This window comes from Enterobacter sp. UPMP2061 (assembly GCF_053709615.1).
On the sequence record NZ_JBSKJP010000001.1, the window covers coordinates 716,287 to 735,979 of the forward strand.

Genomic DNA, 19,693 nt, shown 5'->3' on the forward strand with positions numbered 1-19,693 from the left:
TCTGCAAGCCGCGTATTCACTGGGGTTGGGCGCCTTGACGTAGCAGGCTTTGCCAGTTATGGTGCCCTTCGTGCGCTAAGCATATTGACAATTTCTTTTACCTGTAGACCTGATTATCATGGACAAATTTGACGCTAATCGCCGCAAATTGCTGGCGTTAGGTGGCGTTGCGCTGGGCGCAGCAGCCATCCTTCCGACGCCAGCATTTGCCACCCTCTCGACACCTCGTCCGCGTATTTTAACGCTCAACAATCTGCATACTGGTGAGACGCTTAAAGCGGAATTTTTCGATGGCAGAGGCTATATTCAGGATGAATTAGCAAGACTCAACCATTTTTTCCGTGATTTCCGCGCGAATAAAATCAAAGCCATCGACCCTGGATTATTCGATCAGCTTTACCGCTTGCAGGGACTGCTGGGGACCAAAAGGCCGGTGCAACTCATTTCTGGCTATCGCTCTCTGGATACCAACAATGAACTGCGCGCCCACAGCCGTGGGGTAGCGAAAAAAAGCTATCACACTAAAGGGCAGGCGATGGATTTCCATATTGAAGGCGTTTCGTTAGCCAATATTCGCAAAGCGGCGTTATCTATGCGCGCAGGTGGTGTAGGATACTACCCACGTAGCAACTTTGTGCATATTGATACCGGGCCGGTTCGGCACTGGTAATAACGAAACACAGGAGCAGTATGAACTATCGTATTATTCCGGTTACCGCGTTCTCACAGAACTGTTCATTGATCTGGTGTGAACAAACTAAACTGGCCGCGCTTGTCGATCCCGGTGGAGACGCAGGGACAATCAAGCAGGAAGTCGCTGCCAGCGGTGTAACGCTGATGCAGATTTTACTCACCCATGGCCATCTCGACCATGTGGGTGCAGCGGCAGAACTGGCTGAACACTACGGTGTGCCGATTATCGGCCCGGAAAAAGAAGATGAGTTCTGGCTTCAGGGGCTACCTGCCCAAAGCCGCATGTTTGGTCTGGATGACTGTCAGCCACTGACACCGGACCGCTGGCTGAACGAAGGCGATCGCGTTAACGTAGGGAATGTAACTTTACAGGTGTTGCATTGCCCAGGGCATACGCCCGGCCATATCGTCTTCTTTGATGACGTGTCGCGCCTGCTGATTTCCGGTGACGTGATTTTCAAAGGGGGCGTAGGACGCAGCGATTTCCCACGCGGCGATCACGGTCAACTGATTCAGTCGATTAAGCAGAAGTTATTGCCGTTAGGTAATGATGTGACGTTTATCCCTGGACACGGACCAATGTCGACGCTGGGCGATGAGCGGTTGCATAACCCGTTCCTTCAGGATGAAATGCCTGTCTGGTAAACCCGGTAAAATAAAAAAGCCTGCGCGATGCAGGCTTTTTTTATGGGTGCAGGTTACAGCACCGCGACAATGGCTTCGCACAGCGGCGCCATGTTGTCAGGCGTCATACCTGCAACGTTCACGCGGCCAGAGGCAACGGCATACACGCCAAACTCTTCACGCAGGCGCAGCACCTGCTCTTTGGTCAGGCCGCTGAAGGAGAACATGCCGTTCTGCTTGATGATGAAGCTGAAGTCACGGTCAGCGCCTTTCTCAGCCAGCGTGTTCACAAACAGCAGACGCATGCGCTGAATGCGCTGACGCATATCGTTCAGCTCTTGTTCCCAGATTGCGCGCAGCGCATCGTTGCTCAGGATCGTCGCGACCACAGACGCACCGTGTGCCGGTGGGTTAGAGTAGTTAGCGCGGATCACGGACTTCATCTGGCTGAATGCGCGATCGACGGTTGCTTCGTCAGCAGCCACCAGCGTACAGGCGCCGACACGCTCGTTATACAGACCAAAGTTCTTGGAATAGGAGCTTGCGACAATCAGCTCCTGATGCACGGCGGCGAATGCGCGCAGACCTTCTGCATCTTCTTCCAGACCACGGGCAAAGCCCTGGTAAGCGAAGTCGAACAGCGGCAGCCAGCCTTTTTCAACGGACAGCTTAGCCAGCTGTTCCCACTGCTCAAGCGTAGGATCGATACCGGTTGGGTTATGGCAGCAGCCGTGGAACAGCACCACATCGCCCGCCTGGGCTTCGCTCAGGCTGGCCAGTAGACCGTCGAAATCCAGCGCGTGGTTTGCCGCGTCGTAGTAGGCGTATTCACGCACTTCCAGACCCGCAGAATTAAAAACGCTCTTGTGGTTCGGCCAGCTTGGATTGCTTACCCACACACGCTTCACAGAGGTGTTTTTCGCCAGGAAATCTGCCGCCACGCGCAGTGCGCCGGTACCGCCTGGGGTCTGCGCCGTGCGGGCGCGTTTTTCGCTCACAATGGTGCTGCCTTTGCCGAACAGCAGCTCCTGGGTGCAGCGACCAAATTCAGGGATACCATCAATACCGAGGTAGTTTTTGGTGGTTTCGTTTTCCAGCAGATACTGCTCAGCTTTTTTGACGCTGGTCAGTACCGGAGTTTTGCCGGTTTCATCTTTATATACACCAATACCCAGGTTGATTTTGCCAGGGCGGTCGTCGGCACGAAACAGATCGGCCAGGCCCAGAATTGGGTCGGCAGGAGCGGCAGTAATGTTCTCAAACATGACGAAGTTCCATTGTGATTACAGAAGTGAAATCCGCTATCAGGTTAACGGTAGATTTACAAAATGCCAACCGTTTGCGACGAAAAGCGTGCGGCTTTTCAAAAGTCGCTATTATTTTCTCTCAGGAATAAAAAAACAGGGCCGAAGCCCTGTTCATTAAGCATATAACAACGAGGTGTGCTGATTAGAACTGGTAAACCAGACCCAGAGCCACGATATCGTCGTTGTTGATGCCCAGCTTGTTGTCGTCTTTCAGCTGGTTGATCTGATAGTCAACATAGGTAGACATGTTTTTGTTGAAGTAGTATGTCGCACCAACGTCGATGTAGTTGATGTAGTCTTCGTCACCGATACCTTCTACGTCTTTCGCTTTAGATTTGTAGTAAGCGATGGATGGACGCAGACCGAAGTCGAACTGGTACTGAGCGACGACAGAGAAGTCCTGAGACTTGTTAGCGAAACCACGGCTGCCCAGACGCGCTGCGTTACGCATCTCGCCATAAATAGCTGCCAGGTAGATGTTGTTCGCGTCATATTTCAGGCCGGTTGCCCACTGCTCAGCTTTGTCGCCTTTACCCCAATCCAGCGTCTGCTGGTTGTTGGTACGGTCAGCTGCACCATAAGCACCCACAATGCCGAAACCGTCGAAATCATAGCTCAGAGAGGTTGCCCAGCCGTCACCGTTGGAACGTACTGCGTCATCACGTTCATTTTTGCCCAGGTACTGAACACCAAAGTTCAGACCGTCAACCAGGCCGAAGAAGTTGCTGTTACGGTAAGTCGCCAGACCACCCGTACGGCCTGCGAAGAAGTTATCGCTCGCGCCGGTGTCGCCGCCGAACTCAGGCAGCATATCGGTGATGCCGATTGCGTCATAGACCAGACCGTAGTTACGACCGTAGTCGAAGGAGCCTGCGTCACCAAATTTCAGACCTGCGAATGCCAGACGGGTTTTGTTGCCGTTCTGTGCATCGCCACCTTCAGAGTTGTTACCCTGGAAGTTGTATTCCCACTGACCGTAACCAGTCAGCTGATCGTTGATCTGAGTTTCACCTTTGAAGCCCAGACGCGCGTAAGTGTTGTCGCCATCGTTGCCCGCGTAATCAGAGAAGTAATGCAGGCCAACTGCTTTCCCGTAAAGATCTAATTTGTTGCCGTCTTTGTTATAGATTTCAGCAGCGTTTGCTGCACCGGCTACCAGCAGGGCAGGGACTACCACTGCCAGGATATTGCGCTTCATCATTATTTATTACCCTCATTGGTTTTTTTATGACACTCGCCACTGCCGCCAATAAATTCTGTCAATAAATATTTCCGGAACTATTGATGAGAGTTAGGTGTCTTTATGTGTCAGACAGGCATCTTTCCATTCATAGAACCGTTTCGCTACACTGAAAGTGCTACAATCTTCAAGATTCAGTTACTAAAAGAAAATATGTGTAACTAAATATGTATTTTTGGGAACTTTGTGAAGCACCTCAAATTTCAGTGCCACCTGGCGAATTAAACATCCGTTTTATTCTTATATATATGATTTCCTTATGTTTAATTTAGCTAAAGGCCTTTCGTATAAACAGAAGTTAAACGGCTCATTTTTTCTTATGATCGACAAAAGCCATCCAGATGGCTGTGAAATTGGTTGTTTTTTATGCTATTGCGTAAGAATTGTTTTAAGCGCAATAAGAGTGTGGTTATTTTTTTGTCTCAGGATATTTCGTGGAAACAAAACGTAACAGGTAGAGGTAATAGCGGGGTTGTGGTTTAAAGACGCTTACTTCTGACTGACGAAAACTGACATTGCAGGATAAAATAATGGCCAGCATTTGCTGGCCATTAATGATTTGGTCGGTTAGAAACTTGCGTTACGCGGTGTGCGTGGGAACGGAATCACATCACGTACGTTCTGAACACCTGTTACGTAAGCAATCAGACGTTCGAAGCCCAGGCCAAAGCCGGAGTGTGGAACGGTGCCGTAGCGACGGAGATCGCGATACCAGCTGTAGTCCGCCGGGTTCAGGCCCATCTCCTGCATACGCGCGTCCAGCACATCCAGGCGCTCTTCACGCTGGGAGCCACCGATGATCTCACCGATGCCCGGCGCGAGGACATCCATCGCGGCAACGGTTTTACCGTCTTCGTTAAGGCGCATATAGAACGCCTTAATGTCTTTCGGATAGTTTTTCACCACAACCGGTGCTTTAAAGTGCTTCTCTGCCAGATAACGTTCGTGCTCGGAGGAGAGATCCACGCCCCAGTAAACCGGGTTTTCGAATTTCTCGCCGCATTTTTCCAGGATAGCGACCGCGTCGGTGTAATCCACCTGCGCGAAGTCTGCGGAGACGAAGCGCTCAAGACGGGCGATGGCGTCGTTATCGACACGCTCAGCGAAGAATTTCATGTCGTCTGCACGCTCTTCGAGAACGGCTTTAAACACGTATTTCAGCATCGCTTCTGCCAGGGCTGCCGCGTCATTTAGATCGGCAAAGGCCACTTCCGGCTCCAGCATCCAGAATTCCGCCAGGTGACGGCTGGTGTTGGAGTTTTCCGCACGGAAGGTTGGGCCGAAGGTGTAGATCTTAGACAGCGCACAGGCGTAGGTTTCACCGTTGAGCTGGCCGGAAACCGTCAGGAAGGCTTCTTTACCAAAGAAGTCTTTGTCGTAATCGACTTTACCTTCCGGCGTACGCGGCAGGTTTTCCATATCCAGCGTTGAAACGCGGAACATTTCACCTGCGCCTTCGGTATCGGAAGCCGTGATCAGCGGAGTAGAAACCCAGAAGTAACCTTGCTCGTCAAAGAAGCGATGCAGCGCCTGCGCCAGCGTATGACGCACGCGGGCAACCGCACCAATCAGGTTGGTGCGCGGACGCAGGTGCGCGACTTCACGCAGATATTCGATGCTGTGACGCTTCGCAGCCATCGGGTAGGTGTCCGGATCTTCAACCCAGCCGGTCACTTCCACCGAGGTCGCCTGAATTTCGTAGCTCTGACCCTGGCCCGGAGAGGCCACCACAACACCGGTGACGATCACGGAACAGCCGGTTGTCAGGTGCAGAACGTCATCATTGTAATTGGGCAGAGAATTATTAATGACGGCCTGTACAGGATCAAAGCAGGAACCGTCATAGACGGCGAGGAAGGAGATGCCAGCTTTAGAATCTCGGCGAGTACGCACCCATCCGCGCACGGTGACCTCCTGGTCAACGGCGACACGGCCCTGGAGTACGTCGGCTACAGGCACAACGCTCATAATATTCTCTCTGTTAATAGTCGGAAAAAATAAACACTTGTCCGCCCTTATAGGGGGGATATCTATGTTACCTGCCATCCGCTATCAGACAAGTAAATTTCACCGTCTTAAGAGAAGAAATAAGAAATTAATAAGAGAAGGGGAGCCATGAAGGCTCCCCCGAAGCCGTTAGCTGGCTTTTTTAACCTGAGGCAGATCGAAGGCTTTACGTAATGCGCGGACAAACGCTTTGTCATGGCAGATGGTTTTGCCCGGACTGTCGGAGAGCTTCGCGACCGGCTTACCGTTACATTCCACCAGTTTTATGACGATGTTCAGCGGTTTCACCTGAGGAATATCACAGGTTAACCGCGTACCAATCCCGAAACTCAGGTTCACCCGCGATGAGAAATGGCGATAAAGGTCGACGGCTTTCGCCAGGTCAAGGTTATCGGAGAAGACCAGCACCTTACTCATGGGGTCGATGCCCAGTTTTTCGTAATGGGCGATGGCTTTCTCACCCCATTCAACCGGGTCCCCGGAATCATGGCGCAAACCCTGGTAGCGTTCGGCAAACTCAGGGCCAAAGTCGCGCAGGAACGCGTCCATGGTAATGCAGTCGGTAAGGGCAATACCCAGCCGATCCGGGTATTCCTCTAGCCACGCGGCGAGGGCGGCGCGCTGGCTGTTGGCAAGGTCAGGGCTGATCTGCTGGTGCGCCTGGAACCATTCGTGCGCCTGGGTGCCCATAGGCGTTAAATCAAGGCGACGTGCCAGATCGTAGTTACTGGTGCCAACGAACCACGGCTCCTGTTGCAGACGTCTGACAATGGCTTCCTGAACCTCGCGAGAGAAGCGGCGGCGCGTGCCAAAGTCCATCAGACGGAATCGGGACATATCCAGCCCTTCGGTCAGTCTGGAAAACTCAACGAGTTTATTCTCCAGAGCGGCAACCGCCTGCGTCACACCGGTTTCAGGGGAGCGATAGCGGTGGGCCAGCTCGCTGATCACGGCCAGAAGCGGCACTTCCCACATGATCACCTCACGCCACGGGCCGGTCAGACGAATGTCCAGCTTGCCGTTATCATTGGTGACGGTGACCTGTTCCGGGTTATAGCGGAACTCACGCAGCCAGTTCAGATAATCCGCTTTAAAGAAAGGCAGGCCTGAAAGCCACTGATATTCGTCATCGGTGAGCGCCAGATGCTGCATGGCCTCGACCTGTTCACGAATGGAATCTGCGTAGATACCCAGCAAGTCGTCACCCCGGCAGCGAAATTCCGCCGCAACATGGACATCATGATAGTGGTGAAACACGGCTTGCTGCATATGCAGCTTGTACGCGTCGGTATCCAGCAACGTATGCAGAACCGGAGAAGCGAATTGAGTCATAGGTGCGCTGTAGCATCCTCTCACGGGAGCGTTTAGTACAATAAACAACTCCGGAGTATACCCTGTTTAGTGATTTATTGAACCCCGATCACAACATAAGCACACTTTATGGTCGAGAGCATTTCGTGCCCCGTGTTATAAAAATGTAGCGATACGACTGCTAACCACTTGAATTTCAGGTTTTCTACTGCACTATTACCATGCTTTGGGGCAGTGATGGGGCAAAGCGTGAAAGCGTCTGGTTGAGCAGAGAAACCTGATCGGCGCTCTTCTCTGACATCCACTTTCCATACACCTTGTAAACCATCTGTGCATCGGTATGCCCCATCTGAGTTGCTATAAAGTTTGGGTTAGCACCAGCTGATAATGACCAGCACGCATAGGTATGTCGTGACTGATACGCGTTGCGGTAACGAATACCGGCTCGCTTGATTATCGGGGCCCAAATTTTATTAATCGAATTAACCGCGTAGTGATATCCTGTGCGAGGTCCACGTTTGACGCATTGAGGGCTGAACACGAAAGTGCAGGGTTGAATGACAGATTGTCCGTACTCCCGCAGCTTCACTTCAACCTCAAACTGCCGGCCTAGGCGTGTCAACTGGGCCTGATTCCTCAGGGCATCAATAGCTGGTTGTATGAGATAAATCACCCTGTCAGTGCCCGCCTCGGTTTTTGGCAGGGTGAACTCATACGTTTGGGTCAGGTTACGCTTAACCGTAATGGTGCCCGCAGTGAGATCGATATCTTCCCATGCAAGACCACATAATTCCCCATGCCTCATTCCGGTATAGACGGCAACAGTCCAGAGGTTTCGCATCTGCTGGTGTCCGCATGCCTGAATGAACCTGATGAACTCGTCTGTCGTGAGTGGATCTGGTTCGTCTTTTGCCTTCCTGAGACGGTTAATTCCGCTAAACGGGTTTTCCTTTGCGTAGCCGTTATCAGCTGCAAACTGGAAGATCTCGGCCATCAGCATCATGTAATTATTCACCGTGGACGATTTCCGGCCTTTTACCTGTGTCCGGTGATCCTTCTTCATTACATGGAAATCCGTCAGCAACTCCTTTCTGACATACAGCAAATCTTCAGTGGTCACCGCAGAAACCATTTTATTTTCGCCGATGCGCGGAAGCATATTTTTTATGATGGACTCGTATCTACTCATGGTATTAGAGCTGATCTCCATTCTCTTCAGCTCCGACCATCTTTCGGTAAGCTCCAGCACAGTAACTTCCTTTCTATCCTGACCGAACCGGGCAAGGTTCGGTGAGTTTGGGAATTTTTCTGCATAGTTAAAATTCCCCATCCTTATCGCAAAACAAACCGAAGAACGCAGCTCACCAGCTATCTTGCGATTTTTTGCAGTGTCAGGGACACCGAGGTTTTCCCTGACACGTTTACCTTTATATAGAAACCAGATGCGGAGCGAACCGCCATGGTTTTCGACGCCTGTCGGGTATGATGCATTAGCCATTGATCCCTCCTGACGTCCAGGAGCGTGGACGAGTGTACTGCTTTTCATGCTGTCTTCGCACCTGGTTGATTTTTTTTCTGCGCCTCGATCCACTGATCAACGGCTTTCCTGTTGTACATGCATTCGCTCGAAGGCTTGGGATTGCCATCTGGTGAAATGTGCAGGTACTCGCGGCCGAGCATCCAGGATTCTTTTCTGGCGCGGGTGATGGTTCCGGGCTTGAGCCCGGTAACCGCAATCAGAACCTTTTCGCTAACCCAGTCATTCGGTACCAGAAGAACAACGTCGCTCATAATCACCTCAGTGCATAACTGGCATGTCAGGCATGCCTTCTTTCTGAATCTGTTCGATGAAACTGTCGTGCAGCAAATTAAAACCCTCCCGGCCAAATTGTGACAGCTGAAGCCCCTGCACTTCGTCTTCCGCTAACATGCCCTTGTACATGCGCAGAGCCATCTGCTGACCAAGCTCCTGGCCGTATTTCTCAATGGCAATACCTTCCACATGATTAGCAAGTGCGAATCGCTCTGGCGCAGGATAAATACTGATTGAACCGTGCTGGCCGGAGTAGATAACTGCTTTGTCGAAACCTCCTGAATCGTTGGCCACCTCACAGGTCCCGTTCTTTTCCTGCTCTTCCGCAATAAAGACGGCAACCAGCATCCAGCGCCAAAGAATGATTTCTTTCTCGATGCCCGGGTTAAACCAGCCGCTTTCAATCCCTTCCATAATGCAAGCCAACAGTTCAAGTCCATCCGGAATTCGTTTGTCATAATTACCGTTGTCGAGCTGGCGAACCGCAACTGAATAACCAATAACTCGGTTACCAAAACGGATGCCGGATGATGTAGGCTCTGGGGTAAAGCTTGAATCAACCATTAATGCACTCCTTCTGGTTTGATGGCTTGCAATGCATCTACTTCTTTGACGTAACGCTCGTGCATCGCGTCCCATTTTTCACACCATTTTTCCATTTCTCGCTTGCGCGCCAGGATACGACGCAGACGGCGAACACAACGCTGGTGGGCGGCCAGATACTCAGCCTTTGTTTCCCCGTCTCGCCATACCTCCATATCATCGCGATCAATACGCACTCGCGGGTGATGCTGCGGAAAACCTGAACGCTCAAAAGCCTCGGTGGTCATGAAGAAAGCCAGATAGCGGATCGCCGTATCTCGCGTGAAGCATTTTTTGATACGACCGTGACGTACTGCTACGAACAGTGGGCCAACTGGCGTATCGTGTTTCTGTAATGCCAGGTCAATCATGCTTACGGTGCGTTTATCTTTCATTTCCGGTCCTTAACTTTGCTGTATCGTTCGTGACTCATTACTTCCCAGTTCTTGCCGCCATCGCGGGAGAGTAGCCGCCAGCGATGGTTAACTTTGAGGCTCAAATTCCCGGAGCCGTGCATTCGGCAGGGGTGAATGCGCCTTGCCCTGAACTGGCTTAAAACGTGTACTGCTTTGAGGTGAACCCACTCAGGAATTCGTATCGCTGTAAGTGCCATCAGATCCCCCCATTTCATGACCCTCCGTTTTCGGAGCCTCCACTTTTTGTTTTTTGACGAACTCAACCAGCTCAGAAATGAGCTCGTCGATTAACTCCTTCCCGCTATCCGTAAGGAATTCACCGCTGCCATTAACATCAACAGCGCTGCTGTAAATTCCCTTGATAGCTTTTACGCCTTCGACATTCCCGTACTCACTGATCGCAAGCCTTTCGAATTTTCTCAATAATCCATCGAGAAGAATCTCTGTTAACTCGACCGTGTTAATGCCGCCTTTATTGAGCTTAATAACAAGGCAGTTACTGCCTGTTTTACGCTGGTGGCGTAATAACGCTGCTTTTAAAATTCGGCGGCGATATGTCTCGATTAATTTATCCATTGCGGCGAGCCTCCTCCTCTAAGCTCATAACAATTTCCTCTTCTTTTTCGGTCCAATCATGAATTTCGCCAGCAATGTCATAAACAAGAGAGCAAATAGTTTTAAGTTGGAAATGGTCCAGTTTGTCGTGATATTCAAATAATGTTTGCGATAAACCAGCCAGTTGCTCGGTTTTGATGTTCACAACCTGAATGTCTTGCCTTTTTAATAAGCTCATAATTACCGACCATATGCTTTTTTAAGATAAAGACGAGCGATTACCTCGTAACCGCAGGCCGCATAAAGGCATGCTGTTCTATATGCCGATTTATCAATGATGAAAGTCATACGAAGCGACTCACAGCCAAAGAAGCCACCACCCGACCGTGAATTTTGATTTCTTTCTGTTCATCGGTATTAAGGGTGAAAGTTTCGTAATGATGGTTATCAGAAATGATTTTTAATGAGCCATCAGCTAATGGCTCAATTCTCTTAATGAAAAGACATGGGCGACCAAAAGCATCCATTGTGTAAACATAAATGCCAGAGGTAAGCGCACGTCCACCGCAATCAACGAAAGCCACAACCTCACATGGTTCGATGGTCGGCTGCATTGAATCACCTTCCATCCGGCAGCTTTGTACGCGGTTGCCATAGTCATTGATGTTGTCAGATCCGAACAGCATTTGAGGCGTTTTAACTGGCTGATTAACTGCGACGGAATTTTTCATTTTCATTTCCTCAGGGTGAGTTTTTCCCCACCCTAAAAGGTGTTAATTTTGATTAATTGAGTTGGTTAATTAATTGGTTAGTTAGCTAACAGAAAACATTTTTTTAATATCAGGATGGTCATCTATGATTTTTTTAGCATCATCACATGCTTCTTCATAAGACTTGAAGAAATCAACCAGAACAAAATAATTATCTACACGTTCGTAGATAGCGAATTCCAAACCATCAATAAAAGTTGTGTTAAATTCGTAATCAAAATCATTCTGATGAGGCTGTGCAGCTCGTAAATAAATCCAGTGTGAATTTGCTGCTTTAAGCTTGGCGTGGATATCAAATGCCTGGCTCACCGGCACTGATGTTATGGCGGCGATTGGTACCACCAGCAGCCGTGCACGCTTCGGCCTGGCTGCTTTCTTCGGCAAGTCCGGCATCAGCAAAACAGATGAACAGCTCGCAGTTCAGGCGCTGGCGCAGGTTGCTATCAAAAACGCTCCTAAAAATGTCCGCAAAGCCGCTGGCGACAAGCTCGGAGCATGCATGTTGACGCTGGCGCAGTTTGCCTTTGCTGATTACTCCCGTTCGGCGGCTACCAGCGTGACATGTCACAGTTGCAGCGGTACCGGTTTTATCTCCGGGAATGAGGATGTGGTTAAACATCCTGGTATCTTCGACGATGACGGTGCCGAAGTGGTGGCCCCGAAAATTAAAAATGAGCTGGTGAAAAGGGTTTGCGAAACCTGCGGAGGGAAAAAGGTAATCCTTGCGCGGTGCAGATGCGGCGGTAAAGGTGAAGTGCTGGATCGCAAAGCGACCAAAGAACGTGGCGCACCGGTTTTCAAAACCTGTGAACGTTGCTCTGGTAATGGCTTCTCTGCTATCTCCTCGGCGACGGTACACCGTGCCATTCTGAAGCGTCTCCCGGACCTCCATCAGTCCTCATGGTCACGCAACTGGAAACCCTTTTATGAAATGCTGGTGGACACGCTGCGCCAGTGGGAGCGTCACGCGGCAGTAGAATTTGAGAAGGCAACAACTTATTAATATGATCGGAACAAATGGCGACACTTTTTTGCACGTTAGTGTTGACTTTGCATAAAACTGTCCTGTATGCTTCTGATTATGGAGTATAGCGCCTGTAGATAATTAACCTCTAAAAGCCCGCCACGTTGCGGGTTTTTTTATGTCCGAAATTCTTCGCGCCACGCTCGGCGCAATTCAACCACAGAGCCTTTCAGGGGTGAGCCATAGGGAACGGTCGGTGTGACTGTCTCTGTGGGCTGATCATTCCTGAGCGCTGGCTCACCCGCTAAAAGGAAAGTCACTATGTTCGGTATCTTCAAAAAGAAAGCACGTAAAGCTGTTGTCGAAGTTAAGAAAATGGAAAACCGCGACGCGGTTGAAGCTACGGTGTGGGGTGCTTACTCCATTGCGTATGCCGACGGCACATGCGACGCGAAAGAAATGCCACTCTGGAAAAAACCATTTCAGCATTGCCTGCTTTCGCACCGTTCGCTGGTGAGATCGCACAGATGAGTAGCAATATTCGTGCTCGCTATGAAGCTTCGCCGCGCTCTGCTAATGCTCAGGCGCTGCGCGAACTGGCTGACGTTTCCGGTACAAACGATGCTGTTGATGTTCTTTGCCTGTGCCTTGATGTCGCTGACAATGACGGCATCGGGGAAGAAGAAGAGAAGCAGCTCAAGAAAATTGCTCAGGCGCTGCAACTTCCACTGGATCAGTACCTGTGATCGGAAAACTGCGCTGGGCAGCCGCCGGAGTTTTGTTGTTCCTGGTGGTTGCCATCGACTTTACCAGCAAAATGATGTCCATCCTTGCTGATGGCGTGCTGGTAGCCGGGGTAATTGCTTTACTCTGGCCCCTGTTTAAACCCAGTAAATAACACTTTGCAAAAGGTCATTTCTGATGGCCTTTGACAGAGTGAATTTTTTCTTCGGTGCTATAGTAAACTGGCATTCGATAATGCTCTCGATACTGATAACACTTGGTGGGGATACACCAACTTCGCAGAGACAACTGCATGACCCATGACCAGCAACCCAATGCTGGTCTTTTTTTTCCGCCATTAGCTCAACTGGAAAGAGCACGGAGCTTCTACCTCTGTGGTTCGGGGTTCGAATCCTCGATGGCGGACCAGTGTCCAATTCGTTAAGCGAGGAAGTTTCTCAACTCTGATTTATGCGCTATTTTTTTATTGTGGTGAATCCCCCTATGCGGAGGGGCGTTCCAGCAGTTACCTGAAAAGGAAACCTCTCAGACGCGGGAATGTTTGCTGGAGTAATTCTCACCGGGAGGCACCCGGCACCACGATAACAATAATATCGAATTGATAATTCCTTGAGAGCCTGCTTTAAACAGCAGGTTTTTTTTTGCTCGTTTCCCGAAGTTACGGCTACGCTAAAGAAGAAGGGGATATATCCGCTGGCAGATGGTTCTCCTGAACCATCAGTGAATCGGCCTCGATACCCGGACGTCACTACCTGTCTTTCGGATGATCTCCTTTCTACCTTCTTGTGATAATCATCACTTTAGCCTGCTCTCGCGAGCGGGCTTTTTTTATTCCCCTCAAATTTCCTGAGAGGGATCACAGCAATAAGAGGGGGCTTAATGTCCGATCCATTAACCGGCACCGGCGCTGTTCTCGGCGGCGGCCTGCTGGGTTCAGTCCTGTACGGCGTCTTTACTCATACAGATTTTGGTGTGGTGTTCGGGGCGTTTGGTGGTGCGGTGTTCTACGTCGCGACAGCCACAAACCTGTCCCGCGCCCGACTGGCAGCATATTTCCTGACGTCGTTTATCGTTGGGGTGCTTGGGGCGGGACTTATTGGCTCACTGCTAAATGCAGCTTCGCACTATGAAAAACCGCTGGATGCACTGGGTGCAGTGATTCTGTCTGCCCTGTGTATAAAAATCCTCACTTATCTTAACAACCAGGACCTGAACAACGTGTTCAAGTTTTTCTCGCGGCTACGTGGGGGAGGGGGAAATGGTAATTGACCCGTCAGCAGTCTTTAATGCGTTTATTTGTGCGGCCATCGTCATCGTGCTGATGTTTTACCAGCGACATGGCGCCCGGCATCGCCCCTTTATTTCTGTCCTGGCGTATATAACCGTGCTGGTTTACGCCGCGATCCCCTTGCAGTTCATCTTCGGCCTTTATCGTGATTCCAGCTGGCTGGTGGTGGTCGCAAACATTCTTATCTTCGCCGCCATCCTGAAGGTTCGTGGAAATATGGCGCGGCTGGTTGATCGTCTGAGGCACTAATGAACCAAACACAATTTCAGAGGGCGGCTGGTATCAGCGCCGGGTTAGCTGCGCGCTGGTTTCCACATATCGACGCCGCTATGAAGGAATACGGCATCACCGCACCGCTCGATCAGGCCATGTTTATTGCCCAGATGGGGCATGAAAGCACCAGATTTACCCGACTAGTGGAGAACCTGAATTACGCGGTTGAAAACCTGGTACCGACGTTCGGTAGCCACCGCATCACGCAACAGCAGGCAGCAGCTCTTGGCAGAACAGCAACGCAACCGGCAAACCAGAAAGCGATCGCCAATCTGGTATACGGCGGTGAGTGGGGAAAAGAACACCTGGGCAATCAGGTTGCCGGTGATGGCTGGAAATATCGCGGTCGCGGGCTGAAACAGATTACCGGCCTGAGCAACTATCGCAGTTGTGGCCAGGCGTTGAAACTGGACCTTGTTACCCACCCGGAGCTGCTTGAACAGGATGAATACGCCGCGCGCTCAGCTGCATGGTTCTATTCGTCTCGCGGTTGCCTGCTTCATTCCGGCGACGTGGAGCGCGTGACGCTTCTTATCAATGGCGGCAGAAACGGGTTGGATAAACGCCGCGCGCTGTTTAACCTGGCGAAATCCGTTCTGGTGTGAGGTGAATGTGGGTATCGAAACGATAATAGGGCTGGCCGCACTGGTCATTTCCGCCATTGCAGGCGCTTTTGGCCTGGGCCATATCCGCGGCACCAGCAAAGCGGAAGCTAAAGCCGATCAGCAACGCACTGAAGAGAAGGCCGCCGCCACTGAAGCAGTAGCAGAGCGCCGTGTTGAAGCAACGAAAGAGGCCAGCAATGTACAGCAGACTGTTAACCATATGCCTGGCGACGATGTTGATCGTGAGCTGCGCACAAACTGGACCCGTAAAGGTTGAGGTAGTGGACACGGCTTGCGACTGGGTTAAACCCATATACGGAACGGATCACGACTGGGATGTTCTGGACCGCCAGACGAAAAAAGACATCCTGACACATAACAAAGCGTGGCAGGCTAACTGCCAGAAGGAGAAGTAGTGAACGAACAGGCAAACAAAGTTCTTTCTGAGCTGTTGCAGAAAGCAAGTAATGGCGTTGATGCAGCGGTTTCATTCAGTCAGGCTCAGGTTCCTGATGTTATTCATCAACTGCTGATATGGAATGCAGTAAGTAGCCTGATGTTTCAGGCGGTAGCGATTCTGACGGTAATGGGATTCTTATTGACGGTTAAGAAAGCATGGGTAATAGCGGAAGGATACTCTGGTGCAGATTTCTTTGCTTTTTTGTACATAGTCTGCGGAGCATTGGCTTCTATCATTATGTTTGCCGGATTCTGGTTCAACTTTGACTGGCTAAAAATCTGGCTGGCTCCGAAGCTTTACCTGATTGAATACGCCGCATCACTGATGAAGTAGCCATTACAAAGCACACCCGCTGGTGGGCTTGATAATGGTTGTCGCTATAAGCGGTACGATAAGTTCCGGCAATTCATGCAATAAAGCTTTACTAAACGGCATTCAGAATTATCCTAATGGCTCGTTAATAAAAGGAGTTAGGTTGATGAAGATCCTCTGGGCTATTTGTGTTGTATTCGGGGCTATTGGCTTTGTTCAAGGTATCGTTGGGGTTTTCGGCGCTGTCAGCGCGCCTCAGCAAGCAGCAGGGGCCGCCATGGGAGTTGCCTGGGCAGTAATTCCTTACTGTATCGTTCGGGCGATCCAGCAGATGCGACCGCAGGAAGTGGTGATCAAAAAAGAAGATTGATTGCCATTACCCAAATCAATACCAGCCTCGCGTAAGCGGGGCTTTTTACTAACCGAGGGTAAATAATGTCATCTCCAATCATGAAGTATTTTGCGTATCAGCATCTACCTGCGCACCTACAAGAAGTGAGTAAGCCAATCGGTGATCTCGCGGCACTGATGGACGAAACCATGCCAGACAGCGCGGAAAAGTCAACAGGCTTACGCAAGCTGCTTGAAGCCAAAGATGCTCTGGTGCGCGCTAAGTTGGGCTAAGGCATTACAGCAGGCATTCACTGAGTACTAGCGTGAGCAGTGTTTAAAGTGAACTCGCTCAAAGTTTAAGGATATATCGTAACTTTGAAGCTACAAGATTATTAACATCTCAGGTGCTGCAAGAAGCAGCGTCACTCTGGGATTTTAAAAATGGGACAGTTCTATTACGTCAATAAAAATGCTCAGGCAAACGGCGACCACGAGGTACACGTTACAGGATGCGCATTTATGCCTGCGACAGAGAATCGCATTTACCTTGGTATCTTCGACACATGTCGTCCAGCTGTCACGGAAGCTAAGAAGCATTATACAAAATCAAACGGGTGTTACTACTGCTGTAAACCATGTCATACCTCATAAGTAACATCTCTAACGTCAAAAGGCTGCCAATGGGCGGCCTTTTTTATTCCCAGAAGAAGCAGGAGAAGAAGCATGTTAACAGTAAAAGTAATGTCGCCAGGTGGCGGTGAAGATATTCATTGCGGGTTGAGTGTAGGGTTCAATCCGGGGCAGCAGAGCATCGCGGTATCGGGAATGGACAAAAATGTATTCCTGAAACCCGGCGAGGTCGCCTACGTGATGAACCAGAACGGAAAGACGGTTTCTCGTTACGAGCATATTGCCAGTCAGGAAGCACTGCATAACGCGGTGGATTCGTAGCCATTACAAAGCTCACCTGCTGGTGGGCTTGATAATTGTTTTATCAACCAGATGTAAAAAAGCCCCTGTTAGGGGGCTAGAGGATTATCAGTTTCAATTGCTATGAAATATTACTTCGCGCAATAGACGCGTGCTTCACGAGGGGTGTAGATGCCGAAGGTGACAAATCCCAGCAACCCATTCACAAAAGTCTGTTGAACTTCAGTACGAACAACTTTATCAGCACCACCGCAAACCTGAGCAGCATCAATTTGCTTGGATTGACCAATCCCGCTAACGAAGAAATGATGTGTCGTAACTTGCTGTGGCGTAGTCGTTATGCCTTTGTTTACTGAAAATGATTGTTGAGCGCAGCCAGAAACAGCTGCGGCAACCAGAGCTACCATAATTAACTTTTTCATAAATGACCTTATTGTTGGTTTGGTTCGCAAAAATAATGACATGTATCATTAATTTATACATATCAGACCAGTAGTTTAACTTAGATTTGTTCTACTTCCCTAGTGATTAACTATCAACATCATCCATTGCTATCGTCAGACCATCCATTATTACGAATAAGATAATTAATAAACTTCCCAGAGGAAAATTATGCAGGTCACTATTGATGGTGTCCCGTATGCGCCTGCCAGCATCATTTCATCGCGGATCGGTATTGCAATAACGACACACCAGCGCGCCGACGTTTTGAAACGAGCGCTTGAACAGCACATGATGCACCTGCCGGCCGGTGCGCTGGTGGTGGTTGTCGATGATGGTTCAAAACCTGCAGCGGTACGCCTATTTCACTCCCGGTCATTCCCGATATGTACGTTTAACGACTTCTAACTTACTGAACCTCGCTCCGGCGGGGTTTTTTATTGCTTCAAAGGAGCAACTATGTCCGCAGGAACACTGACTCTGACAAATAATTCAGCCGCGGTAACAGGCAGCGGTACCGCCTTTACCACCGAGCTGGCCGTCGGCGATTTTATTGTTGTGACGGTTGGCGGCATCCCTTATACGCTCGCCATCAAAACGGTGAACAGCAATACCTCCCTGACGCTGGTCAGTAACTATACCGGACCAACGCAGGGCGGCGCTGCATGGTATGCAGTGCCGCGCGTTGCGATGAACCTTGTTACTGCTGCGCTGGTGGCTCAAAGCGCAGAAGCCCTGCGCGGCCTGAACTATGACAAACAGAACTGGCAGCGGTTATTCAGTGCATCGGGAAATATAACCGTTACGCTCCCGGACGGTTCTTCATTCACCGGTCCGTCATGGCAGTACATGGTTAATACAGTTGCCACAAAAACGAACGGGGCGGTTCCTGTTAACCAGGGCGGGACCGGGTCAACAACGGCAGAAGGTGGTCGCACAAACCTCGGTTTGGGAAACAGCGCTACAAGAAACGTTGATGACCAGTTCTCTCCGGGGTGGGCGTATCTGGGCGGAGCAGCTGTAATGGCGCAATGTCATCGCGATTATCGCAGTCTCGCCTCTTACGACGCTATAGCCCAATATCCTCTCGGTATGTCCTTCGGTATTCAGTCCGGTGGCAATGCGTGGGGAGGAGGTAGTGGAGTAGATACATATACGGGCATGCTAACGCTACGTGGGTGGCATGATCCGTCAGGTGGTGGCTATGTGTCGTGGCAGCTTGCCTCAACCTCTCAGGGGCTCAAGTATCGTCAGGGTAATGGAACAATTCAGGGCAATGCTAACGTCGGGTTCTCCACGACGCATACCCTTTATTCGACGCAGAACACAACGAAAGCCAGCGACGGAACGCTTAAAGCTGCATCACCGATCGCCAGAATCGTTAAATCTCAGGAAGAGAACCAGCGTACCGATGTTGACGAAGTAGGCTTCACCTGGTGCGGCTGCGGTACGGCGAACGCCGAGGCTGAAGGGATCAAAATCTCGCGGCTGGATGTTGGGGTGTATGTTCTTATCGGCTCGGCTGGCCTGGCATCAGAAGGCTGGCAATTGTTGCCGCCAATGGACCCGGGTGGAATGGGAGAACTGGGTGTTGTTGAAGCAGAGCAGACAGAAAGCGGTGGGCTGACGATTCGGCTTTTTAAGCGGAAATACATGCTGAGCGATGAAGGGGAGATCGTCAAAACAAAAGGGGCTCCTATGGATGTTCCGGCCAACAGCTGGATCGACGTGCGCCTCGATATGCCAGAGGATAGCGTCTGGAATAAACGCCAGAAAGAATCGAGTGAAGCGGTCTTACAGGAACCTGCTTCGTAAAATAAACCGCCGCCTGTCGTATGCAAGAACGGGCGCAGGCAGGGCGTCTGATTGCAAACGGGGTGGAAAGGAAGCAGGTAGCGATCATCTATGATGTGGCGGTGTGCACCCTCTATAAGAAATTTCCAGCGCGGTAGGGGGCAGAGGAAAAAATTTTAAACATTTAATCCAATTTTCGTAATAAAGCATTGAAGGAATGTAATAAAGTTG

General features: G+C 50.3%; 26 protein-coding genes, 1 tRNA gene and 4 pseudogenes. 17 read left to right on the plus strand and 14 right to left on the minus strand.

Annotated elements, in window-relative coordinates:
• The first annotated feature begins 118 nt into the window (after positions 1-118).
• Together ACWKXX_RS03340 and ACWKXX_RS03345 are read left to right on the plus strand one after the other, a co-directional pair.
• Entirely contained in the window at positions 119-670 is a 552-nt protein-coding gene (locus tag ACWKXX_RS03340) for a YcbK family protein (RefSeq protein WP_003858202.1), read from the plus strand.
• A gap of 20 nt (positions 671-690) precedes the next feature.
• Positions 691-1,338, plus strand: coding sequence for an MBL fold metallo-hydrolase (locus tag ACWKXX_RS03345; protein WP_261666329.1), 648 nt, complete (start codon positions 691-693; stop codon positions 1,336-1,338).
• A 53-nt stretch (positions 1,339-1,391) separates the two neighbouring features.
• On the opposite strand, the gene ACWKXX_RS03350 is transcribed toward ACWKXX_RS03345, so the two are convergent.
• From ACWKXX_RS03350 to ACWKXX_RS03410, 13 genes are all read right to left on the minus strand, one after another.
• Positions 1,392-2,582: an amino acid aminotransferase gene (locus ACWKXX_RS03350; RefSeq protein WP_017384820.1), complete on the minus strand. Its 1,191-nt coding sequence runs from the start codon at positions 2,580-2,582 to the stop codon at positions 1,392-1,394.
• 184 nt (positions 2,583-2,766) lie between these two features.
• A complete protein-coding gene (ompF, locus tag ACWKXX_RS03355) occupies positions 2,767-3,825 on the minus strand; it encodes a porin OmpF (protein WP_015570956.1) in 1,059 nt (352 codons plus the stop codon).
• A gap of 606 nt (positions 3,826-4,431) precedes the next feature.
• Positions 4,432-5,832, minus strand: a complete 1,401-nt coding sequence (asnS, locus tag ACWKXX_RS03360; RefSeq protein WP_015570955.1) for an asparagine--tRNA ligase — start codon at positions 5,830-5,832, stop codon at positions 4,432-4,434.
• 168 nt (positions 5,833-6,000) lie between these two features.
• Entirely contained in the window at positions 6,001-7,203 is a 1,203-nt protein-coding gene (gene pncB / locus ACWKXX_RS03365; protein WP_015570954.1) for a nicotinate phosphoribosyltransferase, read from the minus strand.
• A gap of 184 nt (positions 7,204-7,387) precedes the next feature.
• Complete coding sequence (locus ACWKXX_RS03370; protein WP_454540761.1) at positions 7,388-8,680, minus strand: tyrosine-type recombinase/integrase; 1,293 nt, start codon at positions 8,678-8,680, stop codon at positions 7,388-7,390.
• A 44-nt stretch (positions 8,681-8,724) separates the two neighbouring features.
• Positions 8,725-8,973, minus strand: coding sequence for an excisionase family protein (locus tag ACWKXX_RS03375; RefSeq protein ID WP_044901828.1), 249 nt, complete (start codon positions 8,971-8,973; stop codon positions 8,725-8,727).
• A gap of 7 nt (positions 8,974-8,980) precedes the next feature.
• Complete coding sequence (locus ACWKXX_RS03380; protein ID WP_049133552.1) at positions 8,981-9,559, minus strand: hypothetical protein; 579 nt, start codon at positions 9,557-9,559, stop codon at positions 8,981-8,983.
• Positions 9,559-9,972, minus strand: coding sequence for a hypothetical protein (locus ACWKXX_RS03385; protein ID WP_032667381.1), 414 nt, complete (start codon positions 9,970-9,972; stop codon positions 9,559-9,561). The genes ACWKXX_RS03380 and ACWKXX_RS03385 overlap by 1 nt, the downstream gene beginning before the upstream one ends.
• A complete protein-coding gene (locus tag ACWKXX_RS03390; protein WP_419095430.1) occupies positions 9,969-10,208 on the minus strand; it encodes a ParE family toxin-like protein in 240 nt (79 codons plus the stop codon). Before ACWKXX_RS03390 ends, ACWKXX_RS03385 begins: the two co-directional genes overlap by 4 nt.
• Positions 10,162-10,569: a hypothetical protein gene (locus ACWKXX_RS03395; RefSeq protein WP_023296234.1), complete on the minus strand. Its 408-nt coding sequence runs from the start codon at positions 10,567-10,569 to the stop codon at positions 10,162-10,164. Before ACWKXX_RS03395 ends, ACWKXX_RS03390 begins: the two co-directional genes overlap by 47 nt.
• Complete coding sequence (locus ACWKXX_RS03400) at positions 10,562-10,786, minus strand: hypothetical protein (RefSeq protein WP_261666327.1); 225 nt, start codon at positions 10,784-10,786, stop codon at positions 10,562-10,564. The genes ACWKXX_RS03395 and ACWKXX_RS03400 overlap by 8 nt, the downstream gene beginning before the upstream one ends.
• Positions 10,787-10,892: 106 nt before the next feature.
• Complete coding sequence (locus tag ACWKXX_RS03405; RefSeq protein ID WP_109976277.1) at positions 10,893-11,279, minus strand: S24 family peptidase; 387 nt, start codon at positions 11,277-11,279, stop codon at positions 10,893-10,895.
• 81 nt (positions 11,280-11,360) lie between these two features.
• On the minus strand, positions 11,361-11,660 hold the full coding sequence (locus tag ACWKXX_RS03410; RefSeq protein ID WP_284329792.1) for a hypothetical protein: 300 nt from the start codon (positions 11,658-11,660) through the stop codon (positions 11,361-11,363).
• Between ACWKXX_RS03410 and ACWKXX_RS03415 the strand changes: the two are divergent.
• The 12 genes and pseudogenes from ACWKXX_RS03415 to ACWKXX_RS03470 all read left to right on the plus strand — a co-directional run.
• A pseudogene (locus ACWKXX_RS03415) lies at positions 11,623-12,321 on the plus strand (antitermination protein Q); the annotation flags it as partial. The gene ACWKXX_RS03410 and the pseudogene ACWKXX_RS03415 sit on opposite strands and share 38 nt — an antisense overlap.
• A gap of 282 nt (positions 12,322-12,603) precedes the next feature.
• Positions 12,604-13,028 (plus strand): annotated as a pseudogene (locus tag ACWKXX_RS03420) (tellurite resistance TerB family protein).
• Entirely contained in the window at positions 13,025-13,180 is a 156-nt protein-coding gene (locus tag ACWKXX_RS03425) for a DUF3927 family protein (protein WP_127341889.1), read from the plus strand. Before ACWKXX_RS03420 ends, ACWKXX_RS03425 begins: the two are co-directional and overlap by 4 nt.
• 177 nt (positions 13,181-13,357) lie before the next feature.
• A tRNA-Arg gene (locus tag ACWKXX_RS03430) sits at positions 13,358-13,434 on the plus strand.
• A 471-nt stretch (positions 13,435-13,905) separates the two neighbouring features.
• Entirely contained in the window at positions 13,906-14,295 is a 390-nt protein-coding gene (locus tag ACWKXX_RS03435) for a phage holin family protein (RefSeq protein WP_017384387.1), read from the plus strand.
• The gene (locus ACWKXX_RS03440) at positions 14,285-14,563 is read left to right on the plus strand and encodes a phage holin family protein (protein WP_017384386.1); all 279 of its coding nucleotides are present in this window, start codon (positions 14,285-14,287) and stop codon (positions 14,561-14,563) included. Before ACWKXX_RS03435 ends, ACWKXX_RS03440 begins: the two co-directional genes overlap by 11 nt.
• Entirely contained in the window at positions 14,563-15,192 is a 630-nt protein-coding gene (locus ACWKXX_RS03445) for a glycoside hydrolase family 19 protein (RefSeq protein ID WP_117309009.1), read from the plus strand. Before ACWKXX_RS03440 ends, ACWKXX_RS03445 begins: the two co-directional genes overlap by 1 nt.
• A 7-nt stretch (positions 15,193-15,199) precedes the next feature.
• Complete coding sequence (locus ACWKXX_RS03450) at positions 15,200-15,469, plus strand: hypothetical protein (RefSeq protein WP_063853303.1); 270 nt, start codon at positions 15,200-15,202, stop codon at positions 15,467-15,469.
• A 138-nt stretch (positions 15,470-15,607) separates the two neighbouring features.
• The gene (locus tag ACWKXX_RS03455) at positions 15,608-15,985 is read left to right on the plus strand and encodes a hypothetical protein (RefSeq protein WP_062939161.1); all 378 of its coding nucleotides are present in this window, start codon (positions 15,608-15,610) and stop codon (positions 15,983-15,985) included.
• A gap of 145 nt (positions 15,986-16,130) precedes the next feature.
• Positions 16,131-16,334: a hypothetical protein gene (locus ACWKXX_RS03460; RefSeq protein WP_020690713.1), complete on the plus strand. Its 204-nt coding sequence runs from the start codon at positions 16,131-16,133 to the stop codon at positions 16,332-16,334.
• 65 nt (positions 16,335-16,399) lie between these two features.
• Positions 16,400-16,588, plus strand: a complete 189-nt coding sequence (locus ACWKXX_RS03465) for a hypothetical protein (RefSeq protein WP_261666325.1) — start codon at positions 16,400-16,402, stop codon at positions 16,586-16,588.
• 432 nt (positions 16,589-17,020) lie between these two features.
• Entirely contained in the window at positions 17,021-17,248 is a 228-nt protein-coding gene (locus tag ACWKXX_RS03470; protein ID WP_108367717.1) for a hypothetical protein, read from the plus strand.
• A gap of 110 nt (positions 17,249-17,358) precedes the next feature.
• Here the strand turns inward: ACWKXX_RS03470 and ACWKXX_RS03475 are convergent, their stop codons facing one another.
• Positions 17,359-17,649 (minus strand): Bor family protein, encoded by a 291-nt coding sequence (locus ACWKXX_RS03475; protein ID WP_032671404.1) that lies wholly within the window; start codon positions 17,647-17,649, stop codon positions 17,359-17,361.
• Positions 17,650-17,839: 190 nt separating this feature from the next.
• On the opposite strand from ACWKXX_RS03475, the pseudogene ACWKXX_RS03480 reads away from it, so the two are divergent.
• From ACWKXX_RS03480 to ACWKXX_RS03490, 3 genes and pseudogenes are all read left to right on the plus strand, one after another.
• Positions 17,840-18,025: pseudogene (locus ACWKXX_RS03480) on the plus strand (glycosyltransferase family 2 protein); the annotation flags it as partial.
• Between the two features lie 102 nt (positions 18,026-18,127).
• Positions 18,128-19,483 carry a phage tail fiber protein gene (locus tag ACWKXX_RS03485; RefSeq protein ID WP_261666324.1) on the plus strand — a complete coding sequence of 452 codons (1,356 nt, stop codon included), beginning with the start codon at positions 18,128-18,130 and terminating at the stop codon, positions 19,481-19,483.
• 23 nt (positions 19,484-19,506) lie between these two features.
• Positions 19,507-19,620, plus strand: a pseudogene (locus ACWKXX_RS03490) (helix-turn-helix domain-containing protein); the annotation flags it as partial.
• Positions 19,621-19,693: the final 73 nt, after the last annotated feature.

Bases quoted from the DNA above. Each gene is read 5' to 3' on its own strand.
- ACWKXX_RS03435 (WP_017384387.1), top strand. From the start codon at position 13,906: ATGTCCGATCCATTAACCGGCACCGGCGCTGTTCTCGGCGGCGGCCTG.
- ACWKXX_RS03395 (WP_023296234.1), bottom strand. From the start codon at position 10,569: ATGGATAAATTAATCGAGACATATCGCCGCCGAATTTTAAAAGCAGCG.
- ompF (WP_015570956.1), bottom strand. From the start codon at position 3,825: ATGATGAAGCGCAATATCCTGGCAGTGGTAGTCCCTGCCCTGCTGGTA.
- ACWKXX_RS03400 (WP_261666327.1), bottom strand. From the start codon at position 10,786: ATGAGCTTATTAAAAAGGCAAGACATTCAGGTTGTGAACATCAAAACC.
- pncB (WP_015570954.1), bottom strand. From the start codon at position 7,203: ATGACTCAATTCGCTTCTCCGGTTCTGCATACGTTGCTGGATACCGAC.
- ACWKXX_RS03460 (WP_020690713.1), top strand. From the start codon at position 16,131: ATGAAGATCCTCTGGGCTATTTGTGTTGTATTCGGGGCTATTGGCTTT.
- ACWKXX_RS03390 (WP_419095430.1), bottom strand. From the start codon at position 10,208: ATGAAATGGGGGGATCTGATGGCACTTACAGCGATACGAATTCCTGAG.
- ACWKXX_RS03380 (WP_049133552.1), bottom strand. From the start codon at position 9,559: ATGGTTGATTCAAGCTTTACCCCAGAGCCTACATCATCCGGCATCCGT.
- ACWKXX_RS03445 (WP_117309009.1), top strand. From the start codon at position 14,563: ATGAACCAAACACAATTTCAGAGGGCGGCTGGTATCAGCGCCGGGTTA.
- ACWKXX_RS03375 (WP_044901828.1), bottom strand. From the start codon at position 8,973: ATGAGCGACGTTGTTCTTCTGGTACCGAATGACTGGGTTAGCGAAAAG.
- ACWKXX_RS03470 (WP_108367717.1), top strand. From the start codon at position 17,021: ATGTTAACAGTAAAAGTAATGTCGCCAGGTGGCGGTGAAGATATTCAT.
- ACWKXX_RS03475 (WP_032671404.1), bottom strand. From the start codon at position 17,649: ATGAAAAAGTTAATTATGGTAGCTCTGGTTGCCGCAGCTGTTTCTGGC.
- ACWKXX_RS03385 (WP_032667381.1), bottom strand. From the start codon at position 9,972: ATGAAAGATAAACGCACCGTAAGCATGATTGACCTGGCATTACAGAAA.
- ACWKXX_RS03350 (WP_017384820.1), bottom strand. From the start codon at position 2,582: ATGTTTGAGAACATTACTGCCGCTCCTGCCGACCCAATTCTGGGCCTG.
- ACWKXX_RS03485 (WP_261666324.1), top strand. From the start codon at position 18,128: ATGTCCGCAGGAACACTGACTCTGACAAATAATTCAGCCGCGGTAACA.
- ACWKXX_RS03465 (WP_261666325.1), top strand. From the start codon at position 16,400: ATGTCATCTCCAATCATGAAGTATTTTGCGTATCAGCATCTACCTGCG.
- ACWKXX_RS03345 (WP_261666329.1), top strand. From the start codon at position 691: ATGAACTATCGTATTATTCCGGTTACCGCGTTCTCACAGAACTGTTCA.
- ACWKXX_RS03440 (WP_017384386.1), top strand. From the start codon at position 14,285: ATGGTAATTGACCCGTCAGCAGTCTTTAATGCGTTTATTTGTGCGGCC.
- ACWKXX_RS03370 (WP_454540761.1), bottom strand. From the start codon at position 8,680: ATGGCTAATGCATCATACCCGACAGGCGTCGAAAACCATGGCGGTTCG.
- ACWKXX_RS03405 (WP_109976277.1), bottom strand. From the start codon at position 11,279: ATGAAAAATTCCGTCGCAGTTAATCAGCCAGTTAAAACGCCTCAAATG.
- asnS (WP_015570955.1), bottom strand. From the start codon at position 5,832: ATGAGCGTTGTGCCTGTAGCCGACGTACTCCAGGGCCGTGTCGCCGTT.
- ACWKXX_RS03340 (WP_003858202.1), top strand. From the start codon at position 119: ATGGACAAATTTGACGCTAATCGCCGCAAATTGCTGGCGTTAGGTGGC.